At 59.4% G+C, this 15,021-nt stretch carries 14 protein-coding genes; 7 read left to right on the forward strand and 7 right to left on the reverse strand.

Features of this window, described 5'->3' with window-relative positions; all coding sequences use genetic code 11:
- Positions 1 to 49 precede the first annotated feature (49 nt).
- Both Q0792_RS00660 and Q0792_RS00665 read left to right on the forward strand, forming a co-directional pair.
- Positions 50 to 1,522 (forward strand): leucyl aminopeptidase, encoded by a 1,473-nt coding sequence (locus Q0792_RS00660; protein ID WP_298835637.1) that lies wholly within the window; start codon positions 50 to 52, stop codon positions 1,520 to 1,522.
- Between the two features lie 6 nt (positions 1,523 to 1,528).
- Positions 1,529 to 1,990, forward strand: coding sequence for a DNA polymerase III subunit chi (locus Q0792_RS00665; protein ID WP_298835639.1), 462 nt, complete (start codon positions 1,529 to 1,531; stop codon positions 1,988 to 1,990).
- Positions 1,991 to 1,997: 7 nt separating this feature from the next.
- Here the strand turns inward: Q0792_RS00665 and Q0792_RS00670 are convergent, their stop codons facing one another.
- Genes Q0792_RS00670 through Q0792_RS00680 form a run of 3 tightly spaced genes read right to left on the reverse strand, consistent with a single transcriptional unit; the run spans position 1,998 to position 5,180 of the window.
- The gene (locus tag Q0792_RS00670; protein WP_298835641.1) at positions 1,998 to 2,579 is read right to left on the reverse strand and encodes a TIGR02281 family clan AA aspartic protease; all 582 of its coding nucleotides are present in this window, start codon (positions 2,577 to 2,579) and stop codon (positions 1,998 to 2,000) included.
- 53 nt (positions 2,580 to 2,632) lie between these two features.
- Entirely contained in the window at positions 2,633 to 3,262 is a 630-nt protein-coding gene (locus Q0792_RS00675; protein ID WP_298835643.1) for a MarC family protein, read from the reverse strand.
- 58 nt (positions 3,263 to 3,320) lie between these two features.
- Positions 3,321 to 5,180 carry an ABC-F family ATP-binding cassette domain-containing protein gene (locus Q0792_RS00680; protein WP_298838533.1) on the reverse strand — a complete coding sequence of 620 codons (1,860 nt, stop codon included), beginning with the start codon at positions 5,178 to 5,180 and terminating at the stop codon, positions 3,321 to 3,323.
- A gap of 131 nt (positions 5,181 to 5,311) precedes the next feature.
- On the opposite strand from Q0792_RS00680, the gene ndk reads away from it, so the two are divergent.
- A complete protein-coding gene (gene ndk / locus Q0792_RS00685; protein ID WP_298835645.1) occupies positions 5,312 to 5,734 on the forward strand; it encodes a nucleoside-diphosphate kinase in 423 nt (140 codons plus the stop codon).
- Between the two features lie 59 nt (positions 5,735 to 5,793).
- Here the strand turns inward: ndk and Q0792_RS00690 are convergent, their stop codons facing one another.
- The 3 genes from Q0792_RS00690 to Q0792_RS00700 form a co-directional block, all read right to left on the reverse strand.
- Positions 5,794 to 6,129 carry a TfoX/Sxy family protein gene (locus Q0792_RS00690; protein ID WP_298835647.1) on the reverse strand — a complete coding sequence of 112 codons (336 nt, stop codon included), beginning with the start codon at positions 6,127 to 6,129 and terminating at the stop codon, positions 5,794 to 5,796.
- Between the two features lie 275 nt (positions 6,130 to 6,404).
- Positions 6,405 to 7,352 (reverse strand): aldose epimerase family protein, encoded by a 948-nt coding sequence (locus tag Q0792_RS00695; RefSeq protein ID WP_298835649.1) that lies wholly within the window; start codon positions 7,350 to 7,352, stop codon positions 6,405 to 6,407.
- Between the two features lie 67 nt (positions 7,353 to 7,419).
- Positions 7,420 to 8,103, reverse strand: coding sequence for a hypothetical protein (locus tag Q0792_RS00700; protein ID WP_298835651.1), 684 nt, complete (start codon positions 8,101 to 8,103; stop codon positions 7,420 to 7,422).
- A 248-nt stretch (positions 8,104 to 8,351) separates the two neighbouring features.
- Between Q0792_RS00700 and Q0792_RS00705 the strand changes: the two genes are divergently transcribed.
- The 4 genes from Q0792_RS00705 (at position 8,352) to choV (ending at position 14,576) form a co-directional block, all read left to right on the forward strand.
- Positions 8,352 to 11,609 (forward strand): chemotaxis protein CheB, encoded by a 3,258-nt coding sequence (locus Q0792_RS00705; RefSeq protein WP_298835653.1) that lies wholly within the window; start codon positions 8,352 to 8,354, stop codon positions 11,607 to 11,609.
- Positions 11,610 to 11,703: 94 nt separating this feature from the next.
- The gene (locus Q0792_RS00710) at positions 11,704 to 12,630 is read left to right on the forward strand and encodes a choline ABC transporter substrate-binding protein (protein WP_298835655.1); all 927 of its coding nucleotides are present in this window, start codon (positions 11,704 to 11,706) and stop codon (positions 12,628 to 12,630) included.
- Positions 12,631 to 12,690: 60 nt separating this feature from the next.
- Positions 12,691 to 13,524, forward strand: a complete 834-nt coding sequence (gene choW / locus Q0792_RS00715; protein WP_298838536.1) for a choline ABC transporter permease subunit — start codon at positions 12,691 to 12,693, stop codon at positions 13,522 to 13,524.
- A complete protein-coding gene (gene choV / locus Q0792_RS00720) occupies positions 13,521 to 14,576 on the forward strand; it encodes a choline ABC transporter ATP-binding protein (protein ID WP_298835657.1) in 1,056 nt (351 codons plus the stop codon). The genes choW and choV overlap by 4 nt, the downstream gene beginning before the upstream one ends.
- Here the strand turns inward: choV and Q0792_RS00725 are convergent.
- Positions 14,567 to 14,968, reverse strand: a complete 402-nt coding sequence (locus Q0792_RS00725) for a cytochrome c (RefSeq protein ID WP_298835659.1) — start codon at positions 14,966 to 14,968, stop codon at positions 14,567 to 14,569. The two genes, choV and Q0792_RS00725, sit on opposite strands and share 10 nt — an antisense overlap.
- Positions 14,969 to 15,021 lie beyond the last annotated feature (53 nt).

Raw genomic sequence — 15,021 nt, forward strand, 5'->3', positions numbered from 1 at the left:
CCGCGCGGCGCGCTAGGTCGGATGCAGGATACCATGAAAGGAACAATCCATGACCCAGCCCACGCCCGTCAGCTTTTCCGAACAGGACATCGAGCGCTTTGCGGAGCACGAGGGCCGGATCGCCGTCATCGTCGATACAGAGGGGCGCCTGGATGTTGCAGGGCGCCGGGTCAACCGGCTCAGCAAGGGGGCGGTGAAACGCGCGCTTGCAGCCCGCGCGGGCGATGGCATGAAAGAGGGGGCTGTGTTCACGCTGGCCTATCCGGCGGGTATGGCGGCAGAAGCCATTGATATCGTTTGTCTGCCCCGGAATGCCTCGGAAACACTGGCGCGCCGCGCCGGAGCGGCCCTGGGCAAGCTGCGGGGTAAGGCTGATCTGCTGATTGCTGCGGCGCGTCTGCGCCGCCCGGGGCATCTGATTTCCGGTGTTGTCCTGCGTGACTACAGTTTCCGCGATCACAAGACCGGTGCCGATGCACCGGCAGGCAGCATTGAGATGATGTGCAGCGATCCGGCCGCAACCGGCGCCGAAGCCGCACCGCATCTCGCGGTCGCAGAAGGGTGCTTTTTCACCCGTGACCTGGTAAACGAACCCGCCAACGTGCTGACCACAACAGAATTCGCCGCGCGTCTGGAACAGATGGAAAGCCTTGGCCTTGACGTCGAGGTTCTGGACGAAGACAGGCTGGAAGAGCTTGGCATGCGCACGCTGCTGGCTGTCGGTCAGGGCTCTGACAGTCCCTCGAAGGTTGTCGTAATGCAGTGGAACGGTGGCAAAAAGGGTGAAGCCCCGCTGGCGCTCGTGGGCAAGGGCGTGGTTTTTGATACCGGCGGGATCAGCCTCAAGCCGGCTGCCGGTATGGAAGATATGACCATGGACATGGGCGGTGCCGGTACCGTCGCAGGCGTGATGCGCGCGCTGGCAGTGCGCAAGGCAAAAGCGAACGTCGTGGGCCTCGTGGGTCTGGTTGAAAACATGCCGTCAGGATCGGCGATCCGTCCGGGCGATGTTGTGACCTCAATGAAAGGCGACACTGTCGAAATCCTCAACACAGACGCCGAGGGCCGTCTCGTGCTCTGTGACGTGATGTGGTACGCGCAGGAGCGGTTTGAACCCGCGGGCATGATCGATCTGGCCACGCTTACGGGTGCGATCATCATCGGTCTGGGGCATGAGAATGCCGGTGTCTTTTCCAACAACGATGACTTCTGCAAATCCTTTCTGCGCGCGGCCGAGGCAGAAAACGAGGGTGCCTGGCGCATGCCGCTCGGCCAGGCCTATGACGACATGCTCAAATCACCCATTGCGGATATGAAAAACATCGGTGGCAGGCCTGCGGGTTCGATCACCGCAGCCCAGTACCTGCAGCGGTTTGTGCGCGATGACATGCCATGGATCCACCTCGACATCGCAGGTGTCGCTTCGCTGAAATCCGAAACGTCACTTGCACCGAAAGGGGCGACAGGCTGGGGTGTGCGCGCACTCGACCGCCTGGTCGCGGATAACTACGAAACGGAGTAACCCGCCTTGGGCACCGCGATGTTCTATCATCTGACCCGGCATCCGCTGGAACAGACGCTCGCGATGCTGCTTGGCAAGGCCGGGCAGGCGGGGTGGCGTGTTCTGGTGCGCGGGACCGAACCTGCGCGGATGGACTGGCTGGACCAGCAACTCTGGCTCGGGCCCCAGGACAGTTTTCAGCCGCACGGTCTGGCGGGCGGGCCACATGATGCCCTGCAGCCCGTTCTTCTGGCCACCGGTGAGGGACCTGCGGCAAACGGAGCAACCTGTGTGATGACGGTCGACGGCGCGCCGGTCTCAGCCGAAGAAGTCAGCGCGCTGGAGCGGGTCTGCATCCTCTTTGATGGCAATGATCCTGCGGCGGTAAACACCGCAAGAGGACAGTGGAAAACGCTGAAAGATGCCGGTGTCTCTGCACAGTACTGGTCCGAGGAATCCGGACGCTGGGAAAAGAAGGCCGAGACCTGAACGGTCGTTACCGTGTCAGGGTCAGCTCGCCGCCGGAAATCTCGATACTGCCCCAGCGCTGCAGATAGTTCATGCCAAGCAGCGACTGGGACATCTCTCCGCTGTTGACGACGGCCGGCAGGTTGCGGTCCGTCACGGACCCCAGGGTGACGCTGTCCAGACGCACGGCGGCCGTTTCGACCATCCCGTTGGCTGTCATGGCGCGGCCAGTATAGATCAGGTTGTCGGGATCAAGGCCAATGGCTTCAGCATCGCGGCGGGTCAGCACCATGTCAGTCGCGCCGGTGTCCAGCACAAAATCCACCGGGACGTCATTGACCTCGGCACGCAGGTAGTAATGACCGTCGGGGTGTCTGGGCACCACCGTCTGACCTGTATCCGAATAGCTGGTCTGGCGGGGCATCACCGTGTTGCTGATGTCGTCCCAGAGGCCATACGCCGCCACAGCACCTACAAAAATCAGCGCCCAGACGGCGGCGGCCTGCAGCGTTTTATTCATGGAATAGCGGTTCTGCGCCACAAACCAGCTGATCACCATCAGGCCGAGGATGATCAGATAGATCAGACTGCCCACGTCATTGCCGGTCACGGTTCACTCTCCTGTCCTTCATGTCAGGAATATAGGCACGCCGGAACAGGATTTCAGCCCGCGCCCGGACCAAAGCCAAAGGCCGCGAGGCCGTCCAGCACAAACTGGACAGAGAGAGCCGCAAGCAACATGCCCAGCAACCGCGTAACAACGGTGATGCCCGTCCGACCCAGTGCGCGTTCGATCATGCCACTGGCGAGAAAGAAACCCAGCACGATGACCATCACCAGACCGGTTGCACCAAGCACCATAACCGCGCCTTCGATGCCCGGGCGCTGACCCATAAGCAGGATCACGGATGCAATGGCACCCGGACCGGCAATCAGCGGGATAGCCAGCGGAAATACCGATGGATCGTCACCGTCGTCTTCTTCGGTCTGGTCTTCGCGCCGTTTTGTGCGCCGCTCAAACAGCATGTCCAGAGCTGTCAGGAAGAGCAGAACGCCCCCGGCAACACGGAAGGCGGGCATCGAGATGCCGATAAAGCTGAGCAGTGCCTCGCCAAAAGCCGCGAAAGCCAGCAGGATCAGCACACCGGTCAGGGTCGCGCGCCAGGCAATCCGGCGGCGGGCCTGATCGGACAGCCCCTGGGTCAGTGCGACAAACAGCGGTGCCAGACCAATAGGGTCAATGACCACAAACATAGTTACAAAGGCGGTGATCAGAAAGGCGGTGTCGATCACAGCGGTCTGCTCTCGGTGCGCTGCCCCGAACGCGGCGGTTTTCCGGATCTGTACAGGGTCATTGCGCCTGTGCCTTCTCCAGCCGGTCCGCTGCAGTCATCCAGAGCGATTCCGCGCGTTCCAGGGCCTGCATAACCTCGGCATATTTTTTGTTCCAGACTTCCAGCTCGCCGCCCTTGGCATCCTCATAGAGTGCCGGATCGGCCAGCTTGCTGGCCAGCCGGTCGCGCATGTCGTTGAGTTTTTCGACACGTTCTTCGGATTTGCGCAGGTCAGCTTTTATCGCAAGGATTTCGTCACGGCTGGCGCGTCTGGGCCTGGGCGTCGCTTTTGGTGCCGCGGATTTGCTGACGGGTTTTGCCGGTGTCAGCAGCATCTTGCGATAGGCTTCCAGATCATCCTCGTAAGGTTTCACCGTCCCGTCCGAGACCAGCCAGAGGCGGTCCGCGACCATGCTGAGAAGATGCATGTCATGGCTGACAAGGATAACAGCGCCCGAATATCCGGTCAGCGCCTCAACAAGCGCCTCGCGGCTTTCGATGTCCAGGTGGTTGGTCGGCTCATCGAGGATCAGCAGATGGGGCGCGTCCAGTGTCGCCAGCAGCAGCGACAGGCGTGCCTTCTGACCACCTGACAGGCGTCCGACTTCGGTTTCGGCCTGATCTGCACCGAGACCAAAGCCCGCAAGCTGCGCGCGCAGTTTCGAATGCAGTACGCCGGGGCGCGCGGAGATCATATGCTGCAGCGGCGTTTCACGGATGTTCAGCTCGTCAACCTGGTGCTGCGCAAAAAAACCGATCCGCAGCTTGTTGGAACGCACCTCTTTGCCGTCCATCAGCACAAGGCGGTTGCTGAGCAGTTTCGACAGGGTGGATTTACCCTGGCCGTTTTTGCCCAGAAGGGCGATCCGGTCGTCCTGGTCGATACGCAGGTTCAGCCGGCTGAGGACCGGCGGGCCGCCGTACCCGGTTGATCCTCCTTCGATAGAGATGATCGGCGGTGACAACTCCTCGGGCTCGGGGAACGAAAAGACGCGTTTGGCCGCCTGTTCGGGGCTGGCAATCATATCCATCTTTTCGATCATCTTCAGGCGGGACTGGGCCTGTTTTGCCTTGGACGCTTTGGCTTTGAAACGGTCGACAAAGGCCTGCATATGATCCCGGCGGGCCTGTTGTTTTTTGGCCATTGCCGCCTGGACTGCGCGCTGTTCGGCGCGCTGGCGGGCGAACTGGTCATAGGGGCCCTGATAGAACGTCAGTTTGCGGTCTTCGAGATGCAGGATGGCGCCGACCGCGCGGTTCAGCAGCCCGCGGTCGTGGCTGATGATGATCACTGTGTGCGGATATTTCGCCAGATAGGCCTCAAGCCAGAGCGCGCCTTCGAGATCAAGATAGTTTGTCGGCTCGTCAAGCAACAGCAGGTCGGGCTGGGCAAAAAGCACTGCGGCCAGGGCCACGCGCATGCGCCAGCCCCCGGAGAAATCCGAGCAGGGCAGCTGCTGTTCGGCGTCGTCAAACCCAAGGCCCTTGAGAATGGCCGCAGCGCGTCCTTCGGCGGACCAGGCGTCGATGTCTGCCAGACGCGTCTGCACTTCGGAGATGCGGGCCGGGTCGGTTGCCGTCTCGGCCTCGCGCAGCAGGGCGGCGCGTTCGGTATCAGCCTCCAGCACTGTGTCGATCAGCGATGTCGAAGATGACGGAACCTCCTGGGCCACTCCGCCGATCTTGGCGCGTGACGGCAGAGAGATATCGCCGCCATCCAGCGCCAGCTCGCCACGGATCAGTCTGAACAGCGTAGTCTTGCCTGCGCCGTTGCGACCGACCAGTCCGACCTTGTGGCCGTCCGGGATCACGCAGCCTGCGCCCTCAAAAAGCGGGCGTCCCTCGACCGAATAGCTGATGTCTGAAATCCTGAGCATGCGCGCGGTGTGCCGCATCCGCCGGGCGGCGTCAATCACGGCTTTTCATACCGGAAGACCCGTGTTAGGTGAGCCGCGAAATTCACACTGCAGGGGCGATCTGTCCCGGCTGAACAACCCGGAGAAACCCAATGGCTCTTGAGCGCACATTCTCGATCATCAAACCCGATGCCACCCGCCGTAACCTGACAGGCAAAATCAACGCCAAGTTCGAGGATGCCGGCCTGCGCATCGTCGCACAAAAGCGCATCCACATGACCAAAGAGCAGGCTGGCGTTTTCTATGCCGTGCACGCCGAGCGTCCGTTCTATGACGAACTGTGCGAATTCATGGCCTCCGCGCCGGTTGTTGTTCAGGTTCTCGAGGGCGAAGGCGCCATCGCGAAAAACCGCGAAGTGATGGGTGCGACCAACCCCGCAGACGCCGCACCGGGGACAATCCGCGCCGAATTTGCCGAAAGCGTGGGTGAAAACTCGGTACACGGCTCCGACGCGCCTGAAACGGCAGCGGTCGAAATCGCATACTTCTTCTCCGGTATGGAGCTGGTCGGCTGAACAGGCTGACCCGAAGCTGACGACAGAAGGGGCCGGTTCTCCGGCCTTTTTTTGTGCGCTCAGGCGCTGGTGGACGGGCGGACACCGATCTGGTTCATCATCTGCTCAAATGCGTCGCGGTCGGAATCAAAGGCGCTCTCCCTGATGGCATCAAACCTTTTGCGCAGCGCTTTCTTTTCCTCGCCCCTGCAGTCATTCCACGGGCGGTTCTGCAGGCCCATGACCAGCACATAGTATCCGATGAAATGCGGTTTTGTGCCATTCTGCAGCAGTTTCGTGTATGCGGCATCAGCCCCCAGACTGCGCAACTCATCCGCCGAATGAATGCCCGCAGCGGCACAGGCCTGTTCCATGGCAGGCCCCAGATTGCGGATTGAGGAAACAGGATCGCTCATGGGCCTATCTTAAATCGGGCCCTGCAGTTCTGCCAGCCGCTTTGTTGCTCAGAGGCTGGCGTAGTCGGTAATGACCGGTTGCGGTCCGGAAGGTGCCGTGCCCTGCTGACCGGTCGTTTGCGGCGCAGGTTTCGGGGCAGGGGCTTGAACTGGTTCTTTTGACATTTCCGGCTCCTTTCAGGGGTAAACCGATTACTGGTACGGCCTGAAGTCTGGCGGAGATTTCTGCCGGTAGCAGGGCGGCTGCATGACCGGACTGTGACAATTTCCGACAATCAGACGGAAAACAGGTAACGTGTTACCTGACGGTATTGCTGTGATCTGCGCAGCAGAACCGACGGGAAATGTGGCTGGTTTGGTGCATCCGGCCACCCCTGCGGTTCCAGCGCGATACCGGCAAATGGCTGCGGTCTGCGGTTGTCGTGCAGCACCAGATCGCTTTGTGGCAGGCCGCTTCCGTTATAGACCTGCAGGCCTGGCTCGGTTGTTTCTATGGTCATCGCTGTGCCATATCCACCGGTCAGATGTGCCACGGCCACAGGGTCGCGGCGCCGGTTTTCCGCAAGACAGAGGTTGGCATCGAGTGTCTGATCCACCGGAACAGCCCGCGGCGTCCGGAAGTCGTAGGAGGTTTCAGCCACGTCAGCGACCCGGCCCGTAGGCAACGTATCCCCGTCGACCGGCAGATAGTTGTCCGCCATAACCTGCAGGCGGTGGCCAGACACATCGTGGGATCCGTCGAGATTCCAATAAGGGTGGTGAGCAGGGCTTATCAGCGTATCCGTATCCGTCGAAACCGTGATTGTCACAGAAAGGCACATGGCAGCCTCCAGTGAGTAGCGCACTGAAAAGTCCCGGTTGCCCGGCATTCCGCCTGCCCCGTCAACACGGCGGGTGCTCAGAACAACACTGTCTTGTGTTTCGTGTTCGACCTGCCAGATATCGCGGTGCAGGCCGCCGGGTCCGCCGTGCAGAGAATGTGCACCATCGTTGGCCGGCAGCGTCAGGATCTGATCGCCCAGACGGGCCCGTGCATCGCGCAGCCGGTTGGCAACAGGGCCTACGATCGCACCGGCATAAACCAGATCACTGTCGTAACCTGCACCGGTTGCGGTGCCAAGAACCAGGGAATGGGAAACCTTGTCGCGCAGCCATAATCCGCCCAGCGTTGCGCCTTCCGGGAATATCTGCGCCCTCAGCGTGTCACTCTGCAGGAAAATCATGGGCGGCTCCGGTCACAGTCTCCGACTCTCTTCTGCCATGTGACCAGAGCCGCGCCAAGCCCGGCTGCTACTGTTGCCCGGGCAGCAGCCCGACAGAGGGTTGCGCGCTGATGCTCAGATGCGCCTGCGTCGGATCAGACAGCCCGCGACCAGCATTAAAGATGAAACGCTTCAGCAGCTCTGTCTGGAACTCAAACTCCCGCGCTTTTGCAAGGATCTCAGGTGCCGGCTCCGCCAGCCCGTCGCGCAGCGCAAACTCCATCTCGCGGCACAGATTGAGGACAGGAATACAGATGTCCGCCAGAACACCGGCCGCCAGCCGCTCGGCCTGTGTGGCATATTCTTCCTGAAAACCAATGTCTCTGAGAAAGGCACTTCCGAGCGAGCCGATGAATTCCTTGAACCGCAGGATGGCGCTGCGGAAACCGTTGCGCGCCTCCATGATCATCACGTGTACGCCCGACAGGGCAAGCCCGGGCAGTTCAACCAGAAAATCGGGCAGGGACAGCACATGCGCCCCTTCGTCCGGCACAGATCCGAGGCTTTCACGCACGGCATGCTCAAGCTTCTCGACCAGCACGCCACTGATATCCTGATATCCGCTGAAAGAAATTCTGTTTCTGAAACCCCGCGCAACAACTTCGCAGGACCGGATGACAACACCTGTGCTGTCGTCCAGCGTGAGGTTCAGCGTCATGGTTCGCTCGGAAAGTACCGAGGGAATGGTATTGGCCTCTTTCAAATCACTCATGGTCACGCACCGTCAATAAAATCTCAGGCTCAGATTAACGTGATGCGGCTGCGAATTTGGTAAACGCACCGTACGGTGCCCGTTGCGTGCCGTGACAAGCACGGGAATCTGGCCGGAAAAACACCGGTTTCACGGTAGATTTTCCTGATTTGGCGCAACTGGGGGTTGCCAAGTGCTGCCTCTGGATGAGACATCTGGTTAAAGTTCGCGTTAACAAAGCGGGCACAGAAATGTCAGGGGGTCAGTGCGTGACGACATCTGAAACAAATGATCTGACGATCATCGGGATCGGTTCATCTGCCGGTGGCCTTGAGGCGATCCGGGAACTGGTCTCGACGCTTCCTACAGACCTCAGCGTTGCTTACGTGGTCGTGCAGCACATGTCGCCGCATCACAAAAGCCTGATGACCGAACTGGTCGCGCGGCAGACAGCACTCAGCGTTGTTGACGTGACAGACGGTATGGCGCCACAGCCCAACGTAATCTACGTGACGCCGCCCAAAACTGATGTCGTTTACGAAGACGGCAAACTCTTTCTGGTGGAGCCGAGCACCGAGGTCGCATCACCCAAACCTTCAGTAGACCGGTTTTTGCTGAGCCTTGCGGACGGGCATGGTGAGCGGTCCATGGCGATCATCCTGTCCGGTACCGGAACAGACGGCGCCTATGGCGTTCAGGCGATCCGCGAGGCAGGGGGCATTACAATCGCCCAGGATACCGAAAGCGCGAAATACGACGGGATGCCCATGGCGGCAATGCAGACCGGGTGTGTCGATCTTGTGCTCCGCCCGTTTGAGATCGGGACGCACCTGCAAAAAATCCTGACATCGCCGCGCGATTTTGATGCGTTTCGGCAGGAAAAATCAGAAAAAAGCCCGTCGACGGATCTGCTGCAGATCCTGCTGGCACGCACCCGTGTTGATTTCCGTGAATACAAACAGACGACGATAAACCGTCGTATCGAGCGGCGCATGATCGCGCTGGGGATCGAGAGCCACGACGAGTACACCCAGTTCTGCCGGGTTAATCCGAATGCGGTGGATGCTCTGTTCAAGGATCTGCTGATTTCCGTCACCCGGTTTTTCCGGGACAAGTCAGAATTTGAACAGCTGCGGGACATGCTGCCGGCTCTGCTCAAAAAGAAAAGCCACGGTCCCCTCCGGGTCTGGATTGCAGGCTGCGCGACAGGCGAGGAAGCTTATTCCATCGCTATTCTGCTGTGCGAAGCGCTTGGCGGCGCCAAGGTTCCGCTCAAAGACCACGTGCAGATCTTCGCCACCGATATCGACAAGGATGCGCTGGATGTGGCGCGCAAAGGGGTCTACGGCCTCGCGGCGCTGAACGATATTCCGAAGTCGCTGGCCGACAGATATTTCATACAGCAGAACGACGGTATCCGCGTCATTGACACGCTGCGCTCGGCTATTCTGTTTTCCGATCACAATGTCTGCCAGGATCCGCCGTTTCAGAAAGTAGATCTGCTTTGCTGTCGTAACCTTCTGATCTATTTCGGAAATGCGCTTCAGCACAAGGTGATGTCGCGGTTCCACTATGCGATGACTGAAAGCTCTCTGATGTTCCTTGGTACCGCCGAGAGCGTTGCGGGATCCGATGAGATGTTCGTCCAGGACAGCAATTCCGCGCATATCTACCGGCGGCGGTCCATTCGTCGCGCGGAATCCGCCCCCTTTTCAGCAAACCGTACTGTTCCGCAGTCTCGCTCGGTCAATCCGGTGCAGCCGTCTGTACCGGTCGGGGATTCTACTGACCGCCAGATGTTCGAGGCGCTTGCCCTGTCTTTGGGCAAGAATTCGATGCTTGTGACGGATGAATATTCGATCGTGCGGGTCTACGGAAATGTCAGCAGTTTCATCGAGGTCAGCGAAGCATCGAACCTGAAGATGCATATTGATCTTCTGCGGCGCCCGTTCCGCGAAGAAGCGCGCAGCCTGGTTACCCTGGCACTCAAGAACGGCGAGACACGCTCGGGCGTGCGCCATCTCCTTGCCGATGGTGATGACGAGGAAATCAGGCTGGATGTCTATCCGATCATTGCCCGTGACATCAACGAACGCGCTGCCCTGGTGGTGTTCAGTGAAGTTCAGGTTGACCGGGCCAAGGGCGCGGTCAGCAAATCGGAGAGCGATGGCGATGATTTCGAGCATGACCGCATCCGCCTGCTCGAGGACGAGGTGGCAACCACCCGCGAGGCTCTGCAGCAGACGATTGAAGAACTTGAGACTTCGAATGAGGAACTGCAGTCCCTGAACGAGGAACTGCAATCCACCAACGAAGAACTGCAGGCCACCAACGAAGAGCTTGAAACCTCGAACGAGGAACTGCAGTCGACCAACGAAGAGCTGATCACGGTCAACGAAGAACTGCAGGTGACGGCGGCTGAGCTCAGCGGACGTACAGGCGAACTGATGTCCGTCCTGGAAACGGCACCGCTGTCGATCATGGTGCTGGATACAGCACTGCAGATCAGCCAGGCGACCAATGCTGCAACAGATATGTTTGGCCTGACCCGACCGGTGTCGAACCCGCACATCAGCCAGTGTGTCGTGCCCGAAGGCTTCCCGACACTCGCCCCGATCTGCAATGAGACGCTCAAGCTGGGCGAGCCGATCTCGCGCGAATTCACCGCGCGTGGCTCGCGGCTCAAACTCACCTGTTCGCCATTCTTTGACATGCGTGGTCAGATGAAAGGCGTCACAATGGTTGTGGCGGAATTCCCGGGCCTTGCGCAGGAGCTGGACCTGATCCTTGATCATGCGGAAATCTACATGATGAACCGCTCAACAGACGGCAAGGTTCTTCGGATCAGCCAGAAATCGGCTTCGCTGCTCGGCACGACGCGTGCAGATGCGGAAGGCGCTGCTTTCCGAGACATAGCGCCCAAAGACATTCAGCGTTCGGTGGCCGAACGGGACAACCTGCTGATGGACAGCAAAACCGGCCGTATTGAGCATGTGGACCACTGGCCCGCACCCGAGGGCGAGGGGGAAATCTGGATGAAGACGGAGAACTTCGTCTTTGCCGATCCCTCTGTGCCGAATTCATCGATTTATTCCGTTGGCACCGATATCACCGATGTCGTGACCGCGCGGGACAAAGCGGAGGATGCGATTGCGCAGCTTTACCTGTTGCAGGATTTTGCCGGGGTTGGTTTCTGGTCCGTTGATCTGAAAAGTAACCGGGTGCACTGGTCTGATGAAGTGTACCGCATTCACGGTGAGGACAAAGAGACGTTCTCACCGGATCTCGAAGACGGTATCAGCTTCTATCATCCGGAGGATCAGGAAAAGGTCCGGAAGGAAGTGGGCCGTATCAGCAAAGAAGGTGGTGAATTCCGGTTTCGTCTCCGGATTGTGACCCGGGCGGGGAAAACCGTGCCGATCGAATCCTTTGGTCTGGCGCGTGCTGATCAGACCGGTGAGGTCAACAAACTGGTCGGTGTTTTCCGGGCTCTTGAGGATACGCAGGCAAGCGAGGCGGCCGAATAATCCTGTAGTCTCCTGCGGTTTTCAGTGAGGTTTGCGGTTGACCGCGCCCGCAAACCTGCGCACCCTTTGCGCAAATAAACAAGGGAGATCAGACATGTACCTCAGAACAACTGCATCGGCACTCGCATTTGCTGCAATGGCGACTGCCGCCGCCGCAGAATGCACCGAAGTCACCTTCTCGGATGTTGGCTGGACAGACATCACCGCCACCACAGCAGCAACCACTGTCGTGCTGCGCGCGCTGGGGTACGAGACCGACATCAAAGTGCTGTCGGTACCGGTGACGTATACGTCGATGGCCGAGGGCGATATCGATGTGTTCCTTGGCAACTGGATGCCGACCATGGAAGGCGATATCGCGCCTTACCGTGAAGCGGGTACTGTGGATACGGTGCGTGAGAACCTGGAAGGCGCCAAGTATACACTTGCTGTAAACAAGGCCGCTACTGATCTGGGAATTAAGGATTTTGCCGATATTGCCACGCATGCAGATGCTCTGGACGGGCAGATTTATGGCATCGAGCCCGGCAACGACGGGAACCGTCTGATCCAGTCGATGATCGACGCGGATGCATTCGGGCTGAGTGGTTTTGAGGTCAAGGAAAGCTCGGAACAGGGAATGCTGGCACAGGTCGCACGTGCTTCCAAGCGCGACGAACCCATTGTATTCCTCGGCTGGGAGCCGCATCCGATGAATGCGAATTTTGACATGGGCTACCTGACGGGTGGCGATGACTACTTCGGCCCCGATCTGGGCGGTGCTACGGTTTATACCAACACGCGTGCCGGATATGTCAGCGAGTGTCCGAATGTCGGGGCTCTTCTGGGCAATCTCAAGTTCACCCTGGCCATGGAAAACGAAATCATGGGCGCGATACTGGACGGGGGCGAAGACCCGGATGCAGCGGCCGAAACCTGGCTCAAAGCCAATCCTGATGCGTTCGTGGCATGGCTGGACGGCGTGACTACTGTTGACGGCGGTGACGCGGTTGCAGCTGTCAACGCGGCCCTGGGGCTGTAAAACTCTGCCCCGTCTTATGTGCGGGCGGGGCATATTCGACCAGACAAGAGGTGACACGTGCTGGAATGGCTGACCGAAACCAAGATCCCGGTTGGCAAGACCGCCGCGGCTTTCTTTGACTGGCTCCAGATCAATGGCGAGTGGTTCTTTGACGGACTTGCCATTGTGATGGAATGGATGATCGATGCGATCCTCTGGATCCTGCAGACACCGCATCCTTTTGTGATCATCGCCGCTTTTGTCGCGATCACCTGGCTGCTGCAACGCAGCTGGAAGATCTGTGTCTTTGTGATGCTGGGCTTTCTCTTTATCCTGAACCAGGACTACTGGGAGGAGATGACAGAGAGCATCACGCTGGTGATGTCGGCCTGTGTGGTCTGTATGGCGGTTGGTGTGCCGATTGGCATCGCTGCGGCACACAGGCCGCGTCTTTATCAGGCCATGCGGCCGGTGCTGGACCTGATGCAGACCCTGCCGACGTTTGTTTATCTCATTCCTGCGATTGTCTTCTTTGGCATCGGTATGGTGCCGGGTCTTATCGCAACGGTGATCTTTGTGGTGCCGGCACCCATTCGCCTCACACATCTTGGCATCAGCACAACACCGCGGCCACTGCTCGAGGCGGCGGATGCCTTTGGTGCGACACCGATGCAGAAACTCTGGAAAGTCGAGCTGCCGTTTGCGCTGCCACAAATCATGGCGGGTCTGAACCAGACCATCATGCTGTCTTTGTCGATGGTGGTCATCGCAGCACTTGTGGGCGCGGATGGTCTGGGTGTGCCTGTCGTGCGTGCGCTCAACCAGGTGAACACGTCGCTGGGTTTTGAGAGTGGTTTTATCATCGTGGTTGTCGCGATCATGCTGGACCGTATGCTGAGGGTGGACCGCAAATGACCGCTGCTGTTGAATTTGACAACGTATCCATCGTTTTCGGCGAAGCGCCCCAGAAAGCACTGCCTGAAATGGATGCAGGCAAAACCCGCGCCGAGGTCGAACAGTCGACCGGGCAGATCCTGGGGGTGCACAACTGCTCGCTGAGCATTGAACAGGGCGAAATCCTTGTGCTGATGGGTTTGTCCGGATCGGGCAAGTCAACCTTGTTGCGGGCGGTGAATGGCCTCAATCCCGTTGTGCGGGGTACGGTGCGTGTTTTTGACGGCGACTGGTCGTGTGATGTGACGCACAGCTCATCAGGCGATCTGCGTCGCGTGCGCCGTGAATGTGTGTCGATGGTGTTTCAGCAGTTTGGACTGCTGCCATGGCGCACTGTGCGTGAAAACGTGGGCCTTGGCCTCGAACTGGCTGATCTGCCCAAAAAGGAACGGACTGAACGCACGGACCGTCAGCTTCAGCTGGTTGGTCTTGCGGACTGGGCGGACCGCCGCGTGGGTGAACTGTCGGGGGGGATGCAGCAACGTGTCGGTCTGGCGCGCGCCTTTGCCACGGATGCGCCGATTCTGCTGATGGACGAGCCGTTTTCCGCACTTGATCCCCTGATCCGGGCGCGGCTGCAGGATGAACTACTTGATCTGCAGCGCGATCTGAAACGCACTATCGTCTTTGTAAGCCACGATCTTGATGAGGCGTTCAAACTGGGGGATCGCATCGCCATCATGGAAGGGGGCCGCATTGTTCAGTGCGGCACACCCCAGGATATCTTTTCGCGCCCCGTGAATGACTATGTTGCTGATTTTGTTGCGCATATGAACCCGCTGGGTGTGCTGCGGGCTCAGGACGTGATGGAACCAGCAACCGGTCAGACAGGTGAAACAGTGCCCGCGCGGATGCAGGTTGAGGCGGTCATGCGACAGCTGCTGGAAGACGAAAGACCGATTGCGGTGGAAGACAACGGCGAGATTGTCGGACAGGTCAGCCGGCGCGGCGTCATCGCTGGAATTCTGGACCCGCGCGAGACCGGATCAGGACCGAGCGACGGTCAGTCCTGAACGGTTCCGAGCCACGCCAGCAGATCGGCGATGGGTTGTGTGGTTTCAAAATCGCCGGCCGTGCCGGAACTGATCGTGACGACCGGTCCGTCAAAGAACCAGCCATAGACCGGCATCCCGCCGTGCTGACTGTTCTGGCTGTTCCGGCTGTCAATGCGGGTGGCAATTCCTGTCAGCGGAAGCGCGCCGTGATTCTGCTTTGCCAGCAAGGTGAGATCGGGCGGCGCAGGGGTCATGCCATCGGACAGTGGTCCGTCTCCCCGCGCCCCAGGTCCGTGACAGGCCGCGCAGTGCAGCCCGAAAAGCCGCGCGCCGCTCTCCGGGTCGCCGACAGTATCAGCCTTTGCGAAAACAGGCATCCAGCAGAACAGAAAGACAAGGAAAACACGCATGGGAACCTCCCGGATATTGACGGAAATCTAATCCGGATGACGGGTTCTGGCTT

Origin of the sequence: uncultured Roseobacter sp. (assembly GCF_947495025.1) — a bacterium.
Classification (GTDB): domain Bacteria; phylum Pseudomonadota; class Alphaproteobacteria; order Rhodobacterales; family Rhodobacteraceae; genus Roseobacter.